We start from the raw sequence: 6,569 nt of genomic DNA on the forward strand, positions 1-6,569 counted from the left end.
ACTATTTCGGGCTCGCTGAATTCAGCGAGCCCGAAATAGTTAGGCGAGCGGTTCCGTGCGCGAAGCGTCCCGTATGCGAAGCGTTCGGTGGGTCAGGACGTCCGTGCCCGGCGCGCGTTGATGAAGGACCGGACGCCGAAGACCAGGTAGACCAGCAGCAGGACGAACATCGCCAGGCTGGCCAGGATCGCCCCGGGGCGTCCGGCGCTGCCGTCGAACAGCTGGCCGATCTTCACCACGTTCATCAGCGAACCGAGCACGCCGAGCAGCGCGACCGCGAGCGCGGCGTGGATGGCGTGCCGGTGCAGGCGCGGGTTCCGGGCGATCCAGCCGGCGATCAGCAGCAGGACGCCGACGCCGCTCGGGATCAGCGCGGTGAGACTGACCGCATTGGTTGCCACATAGGCGATCACTCCGGTGATGGTGAGCAAGCCACCGATGGCCAGGGTGAGTTTGGTGATCACGGACCTCGTCCTCTCGTCGGGGAACGATCGTCTCATGCGTGGTCGCGGTGGCCGGCGCCCCGTCCAGTCCCCAGCGCTCGCCCAACTACGTACCGCTCGCTGAACTCAGCGAGCGGTACGTAGTTGGGCGAGCGTTCGGGATTGAGATAGCGGGCCGGGCCGGCAGGATGAGGGCGGTGTGCCCGTCACGGCCACCCCTACAGCCAGCGCCCGTCCGCGAGATACCGATAGGAGGCGTCCGGACGGTGGTTGATACCTGCCGGTCGAGCCCCGGGCACCCTCGCACCGAAAACTGTCGGAGCCGGGAGGCATGCTTGAGACATGGCACAGCACCGGTACTCGATCATCCCGCCCTACCTGTTGCAGCGGCTCGCCGAACAGGCTGAACCCGAACTCGCCCGGGTGGCCGAGCGGACGCTGCTCACCGACCGGTCGCTGCGCGGCGCCCGGGGCAGCTTCCTCGGCGCGGCTCCGGCCACCATCCGCTCCTCGGTGCTGCCGGCGGACGGGGCCGCCGCCGATCGCGAGATCAGCAGCGCCGGCAACACCGAGCGGCTGCCCGGCACCGTGCTGCGCCGGGAAGGCGATGCCGCCACCGGTGACCTGGCCGCCGATGAGGCCTACGACGGCTTCGGCGCCACCTGGGAGCTGTTCCACGACGTGTACGGGCGCAACTCCATCGACGGCGCGGGCATGCTGCTGGCCGGCACGGTGCATTACGGCAGCGGCTACGACAACGCCTTTTGGGACGGCCAGCGGATGGTGTTCGGCGACGGTGACGGCCAGGTTTTCGGCCGGTTCACCGCCAGCCTGGAGGTGATCGGGCACGAGCTGGCCCACGGCGTCACCGAGCGGAGCGCCGGCCTGGCCTACGCCGGTCAGTCGGGCGCCCTCAACGAACACGTCTCGGACGTCTTCGGCATCCTGGTCAAGCAGCGCCACCTCCAGCAGGACGCCGGCCAGTCCGACTGGCTGATCGGCGCCGACCTGTTGCTGCCCGGCGTTGCGGGCGTCGCGATCCGCAGCATGATCGCGCCCGGCACCGCCTACGACGACCCGCGGCTGGGCAAGGACCCCCAGCCCGACCACATGGACCGGTTCGTCACCACCACCGACGACCACGGCGGCGTCCACATCAACTCCGGCATCCCGAACCGGGCCTTCGCGCTGGCGGCCCGGGCCATCGGCGGGCAGGCCTGGGTCGGCGCCGGACAGGTCTGGTTCGACGTGCTGACCGGCGGCACGCTGCGTCCCGACGCCGACTTCGTCACCTTCGCGGCGCTCACCGTCGAGGCGGCCAAGGCCCGCTTCGGCGACGGCAGCCATGAGCACACCGCCATCGCGGACGCCTGGGCGCAGGTCGGCGTCACCGGTGCGGTGGTCGCCGAGCCCGACCCGGTGACGCCGGTGCCGGCGGACGCCGAACTGCTGCTGCGCCGCACCGGGGGCGTCACCGGCATGGTGCGGGAGCGGCGCACCACCCTGGAGGAGCTGCCGGCGTCCGATGCCCGGAAGTGGAACTCGCTGCTCACCTCGAACGCCCTGGTCGACGTCGCCACCGGCAATCCGGTGCGTGACGGCTTCTGCTACCGGGTGGCCTGCGAGGCGCTGTCGGTCGACGTCACGGTGCCGGAGGAAGACCTGACCACGTCGCAACGCACGCTGTTCCAGCGCACGCTGCAGGGGGAGTAGCCCAGACGCGTCCGCGGGCCGATACTGGGTCGGACGCAACCGCAGCACAGGAGGGTCGATGGCCACGAAGGCGCCGATCGAGGACGCCGGCGACGCCCGGATGAGCCTGGGCAAGCCCAAGTCGTACGGCGCGGGCGTGCCGGGTGTGCTGCGCGCGCTGGACGCGTCCGGCAAGCAGATGGGTGTGGTCCGGTCGCTGCTCACCCTCACCGCGGTCAACCAGAAGGACGGCTTCGACTGTCCCGGGTGTGCCTGGCCCGACCCCGATCACCGGCACGCCGCCGAGTTCTGTGAGAACGGTGCCAAGGCGGTCGCGGAAGAGGCCACGTTGCGCCGGGTGACACGGGAGTTCTTCGCCACCCATGCGGTCGCCGACCTGGCCACCCGTTCCGACCACTGGCTCGGTCAGCAGGGCCGGCTCGCCGAGCCGATGCTGCTGCGCGAAGGCGGCACGCACTACGAGCCGATCGGCTGGGACGAGGCGTTCGACCTGATCGCCGGCAAACTGCAGGCCCTCGACGACCCGGACCAGGCGATCTTCTACACCTCGGGGCGGACGTCCAACGAGGCGGCGTTCGCCTACCAGCTGTTCGTCCGGGCGTTCGGCACCAACAACCTGCCCGACTGCTCGAATATGTGCCACGAGTCCAGCGGCGCCGCGCTCGGCCAGACCCTCGGCATCGGCAAGGGCACCGTCACCCTGGAGGACGTCCACACCGCGGACTTGGTGATCATCGCCGGGCAGAACCCGGGCACCAACCATCCGCGGATGCTGTCGGCGCTGGAGCGGACGAAGGCCAACGGCGGCCGGATCATCGCGGTGAATCCCCTGATCGAAGCCGGGTTGAAAGCGTTCCGGAATCCGCAGACCGTCCGAGGCGTACTGCGCGGCGGCGTCGAACTGGCCGACGAGTACTGCCAGATCCGGCTCAACGGCGACCTGGCGTTCTTCCAGGGGCTGAACAAGCTGCTGCTCGATGCCGACGCCCTCGATCACGCCTTCATCGCCGAGCACACCAGCGGGTTCGACGAGTTCCGGGCGCATCTCGGCACCGTCGAGTGGGCCGACATCGAACGGGCCTCGGGCCTGCGCCGCGCCGACCTGGAGCGGGTCGCCGAGCAGGTGAAGGCCGCCGGGTCGATCATCGTCTGCTGGGCGATGGGCCTCACCCAGCACAAGAACTCGGTGCCCACCATCCGCGAGATCGTCAACTTCCTGCTGCTGCGCGGCAACGTCGGACGCTCCGGCGCCGGCGCCTGCCCGGTGCGCGGCCACTCCAACGTCCAGGGCGACCGCACGGTGGGCATCAACGAGCGCCCGCCCGCGGCGCTGCTGGATGCCCTCGACCGGCACTTCGGCATCTCCACGCCGCGCGAGCACGGCCATGACGTGGTGGCCGCGATCCGTGCCATGCGGGACGGCGCCTGCGGGGTGTTCCTGGCGGTCGGCGGCAACTTCGTCCGGGCCACCCCCGATTCGACGGTGACCGAGGCCGCGATGCGCAACGTCGGGCTCACCGTCCACGTCTCCACCAAGCTGAACGGCTCGCACGCGATCACCGGACGCCAGGCGCTGATCCTGCCCACCCTGGGCCGCACCGAGCGCGACCGCACCGGCGGACGCGAGCAGTTCGTCACCGTCGAGGACTCGATGGGCATGGTGCACGCCTCCCGCGGACGCCTGGCGCCGGCCACCGACCAGCTCCGCTCCGAGGTCGACATCGTCTGCTCCATCGCCGAGCGGACCCTCGGTGCCGAACTGATCGACTGGGCGGCGATGCGGGCCGACTACGCCACCATCCGCGGCCACATCGAGGCCTGCATCCCGGGCTTCGAACGTTTCGAAGAGCGGGTCGACACCCCGCTGGGCTTCGCACTGCCCAATCCGCCGCGGGATTCGCGCACCTTCAACACCCGCACCGGCAAGGCGCGGTTCACCGCCAACGAGCTGACCGTCGTCGAGGTGCCACCGGGGCATCTGCTGCTGCAGACGGTGCGCAGCCACGACCAGTTCAACACCACCATCTACGGCATGGACGACGTCTACCGCGGAGTGAAGGCCGGACGCCGGGTGCTGTTCATCCACCCCGACGACCGGGCGGAGCTGGGCTTCGCGGGCGGGGACATGGTCGACCTGGTCTCGGTCTGGCCCGCCGGCGTGCGCATCGAGGAGCGCCGGGCGCACGGTTTCCGGCTGGTCGACTACTCGACCGCCCGCGGCTGCGTCGCCGCCTACTTCCCGGAGACCAACGTGCTGGTGCCGCTCGACTCGGTGGCGGACGAATCGGGCACGCCGACGTCCAAGTCGATCGTCGTCCGCCTCGAGCCGGCCGACTCGACACCGATCGGGGTGCGGTAGTGCAGTCGGCGACCAGCGTCGGGCGAGCTTGTCGAGACCTCTCTGGCTATGGGTTTCGACCCAGTCAACCCGCGAAGGTCGCGTCTTGGACTCCGAGTCGGCGAGCCGTGGAACCTCGGGGCGGTGAGCGCTAGTGGGTCGGGTCACCCAACGGGTGCGGGTCGTCCGGATCGAGAAGGACGCCGTCCGGACCCGCGAGGATCGGCTGGCCGTCGAGGAGCCGCTGGAACTGCGGCTGGGCGGGCGTCCGCACGCGGTCACCATGCGCACGCCCGGGCACGACATCGAACTGGCGCACGGCTGGCTGCACGCCGAAGGGGTGATCGCCGGCGCCGACGACGTGCTGCGGGCGCAGTACTGCGCCGGCTCGGTTCTCGATGACGAGACCGGCACCGGGGTGAACACCTACAACGTGCTCGATCTGGTGCTGGCGGCCGGCATCGTGCCGCCGCCGGTGCGCGGCACGTTCACCTCCAGCGCCTGCGGGGTCTGCGGCGCCGACTCGATCGAGACGCTGTCCCGGCAGGGCCGCTGGGATGTCGCCGCCGACGACTCGTCGGTGTCGGCCGATCTGCTGCTGTCGCTGACAGATCGGCTCCGGACGCTGCAGCGCACCTTCGAGACCACCGGGGGAGTGCATGCCGCCGGCCTGTTCGACCTGGACGGCGAGGCGCTGGTGGTCCGCGAAGACGTCGGCCGGCACAACGCCGTCGACAAGGTGATCGGCTGGGCGCTGTTGAACGGACGGCTGCCGCTGCGCGGCACGGTGCTGCAGGTCAGCGGACGGCTCTCCTTCGAGCTGGTGCAGAAGGCCTACCTGGCCGGCATCCCGATCGTCTCCGCCGTGTCGGCACCCAGTTCGCTGGCCGTCGACACAGCCCGCCACCTCGGCCTGACCGTCGCCGGGTTCGTCCGCGGGTCGTCGCTCAACCTCTACGCCCACCCGCACCGCGTCCGTACCTGACTCGGGACGACTCCTCGGCACCCACCCGGTCGGCTTCGATCATCGGGGACGGTTCTCGAGGTGCGAGTTTCGTCGGTCGGGGACGGTTCTCAACGGTCGGGGACGGTTCTCGTCGGTTGGGGACGGTTCTCGAGGTGCGAGTTTCGACGATCAGGGACGGTTCTCAACCGTTGAGAACCGTCCCCGGTGGTTGCGATTCGGGGCGGAGGGACGCTCCTCAGGCGTCGGAGATCCGGATCGGGGTGGCACAGCATCGAGCCGACGGGCAGGCTGGGGCGATGGATCTGGACCGGGCGGCCGCCGAACTCTACGGCGTCGACCTGGACGACTTCATGGCGGTGCGGACGCGACTCGTCGCGCAGGCCCGCGCCGACAAGGACCGTCCGCTCGCCACCGCGGTCGCGGCTCTGAAGAAGCCGACCCGGTCCGCTTGGCTGGTGAACCTGCTGGTTCGGGACGTGCCGGAGCGGCTGCGGCTGTTGGCCGACCTGGCCGAGCGGATGGCGGCTGCACACCAGGGACTCGACGTCCAGGCGCTGCGAGCACTGGGCGCCGAGCGCCAGGAACTCGTCAACGCGCTGACCGCGGACGCGGTGCAGGCCGGCGCGCGGCGTGGCTATCAGGCGACCGAGGCGGTCCGGACCGAGGTCGCCGGCACCCTCGCCGCCGCCGTAGCCGACGCCGCAGCGCTCACCGAGGTGCTGGCCGGCCGGACGGTGAAGCCCCTGGTGTATTCAGGATTCGGGTTTCCGCTGACCGCCCCGCCCGCTCCGGCCGAGTCCGTCGGCACGGAGGCCACGGCCGGTACCGACGAGCCGGGCACCGCGTCCGATCGGGCCGCGCACGAAGCCCGCCGACTGGCCCGGGCCACCGTCGCGCAAGCCACCGAGAGTCTCCGCCGGGCGAGGGCCGGGCAGGAGCGGGCCGAGGCCGCCGAGTCGGACGCCCGGCAGTCGCTCGACCGGGCCAGCCAGGAGGTCGCGGATCTCCGCGCCGAACTCCGCCGTGCCGAGCAGGCCGAAACGGACGCCCGGCGCACCGCCGGCGAGGCCGCCGACCGGCTGCACGATGCCCGCGCCGGCGTCCAGCA

General features: G+C 71.0%; 5 protein-coding genes. 4 read left to right on the plus strand and 1 reads right to left on the minus strand.

Features of this window, described 5'->3' with window-relative positions; all coding sequences use genetic code 11:
- Positions 1–92: 92 nt before the first annotated feature.
- On the minus strand, positions 93–464 hold the full coding sequence (locus tag QM582_RS04905; protein WP_415082270.1) for a hypothetical protein: 372 nt from the start codon (positions 462–464) through the stop codon (positions 93–95).
- Positions 465–785: 321 nt separating this feature from the next.
- On the opposite strand from QM582_RS04905, the gene QM582_RS04910 reads away from it, so the two are divergent.
- The 4 genes from QM582_RS04910 to QM582_RS04925 all read left to right on the plus strand — a co-directional run.
- Complete coding sequence (locus QM582_RS04910; protein ID WP_415082272.1) at positions 786–2,156, plus strand: protealysin inhibitor emfourin; 1,371 nt, start codon at positions 786–788, stop codon at positions 2,154–2,156.
- Between the two features lie 58 nt (positions 2,157–2,214).
- A complete protein-coding gene (locus QM582_RS04915; RefSeq protein ID WP_415082274.1) occupies positions 2,215–4,515 on the plus strand; it encodes an FdhF/YdeP family oxidoreductase in 2,301 nt (766 codons plus the stop codon).
- 133 nt (positions 4,516–4,648) lie between these two features.
- A complete protein-coding gene (gene fdhD / locus QM582_RS04920; RefSeq protein WP_415082275.1) occupies positions 4,649–5,479 on the plus strand; it encodes a formate dehydrogenase accessory sulfurtransferase FdhD in 831 nt (276 codons plus the stop codon).
- Positions 5,480–5,757: 278 nt separating this feature from the next.
- A partial coding sequence (locus QM582_RS04925; protein WP_415082277.1) for a hypothetical protein occupies positions 5,758–6,569 on the plus strand: 812 nt, incomplete at its 3' end.

This window comes from Micropruina sp., from assembly GCF_047607385.1.
Lineage (GTDB): Bacteria > Actinomycetota > Actinomycetes > Propionibacteriales > Propionibacteriaceae > Micropruina.